This is a genomic window from Actinomadura sediminis (assembly GCF_042675525.1).
Classification (GTDB): Bacteria; Actinomycetota; Actinomycetes; order Streptosporangiales; family Streptosporangiaceae; genus Spirillospora; species Spirillospora sediminis.
This window is the reverse complement of sequence record NZ_JBHTJA010000259.1, coordinates 1-718: the sequence shown is the minus strand read 5'-3', so window position 1 is coordinate 718 and position 718 is coordinate 1. Positions and strand designations below refer to the sequence as shown.

The following is a 718-nucleotide window of genomic DNA, read 5'->3' as shown; positions in this document are numbered from 1 at the left end:
CGGGCGGCGACCCCGCGCCCGGCCTGGGCGGTCCCGCCGGCAGCGGCTCGCACCCGATGGTCGGCGGCACCGGCCCGCTGCGCCCGCTGCGCGGCGCCACCGGCCCCCAGCCGACGATGAACGACTCCGGGCCGCTCGGCCCCGTGCGCGGTACCGGCGCGCACGCCGCCCGTCCCGGCACCGGCCCGCTCCCGCGCGTTCCCGAGGACGGGCGGACGTCCTCGCACCCGTCCGAACGGCCCACCGAGGAATGGCGCCCGGACGAGTCGGAGCCGCTCCGGCGGCCCGGGGAGCTTCCGGTGCGGCGGCCGGGCGCCCAGTTGCCCGGACGCCCCGCCGGCGACGGCGGCTCGAACGGCCTGTTCGAGCCGCGCAACGAGCAGCCCGCCGACCCGCCCGCGGAACACCGCGACCGGCGACCGGACGAGCCGGGACACGACGGCGCCGGCCTTCCGGGCGGGCCCGAGCCGGTCGTGCCCGAGGCGCAGCCGATGGTGCCCGAGCCCCGGCCGGCGCGCCACATCCCCTGGGAGACGGGCCCGCTCGACCAGCTCGGCGACCAGTTCGGCGGCCCGGCGGACGCCACGATCACCGACGGCTCCCTGAACGGCGCGGCGCACGGCGGCGAATCCGGCCGGGCCGGCGCCGGCTGGGGCGAGCCCGCCGACACCGCGTGGGGCGAGCCCGCCGGCCGGGCCCCCGCGGAGCCCGCGCGGCC

General features: G+C 82.3%; 1 pseudogene. It reads left to right on the top strand.

The features are described from left to right. Window positions 1-718: pseudogene (locus tag ACFQ11_RS37775) on the top strand (hypothetical protein); the annotation flags it as partial.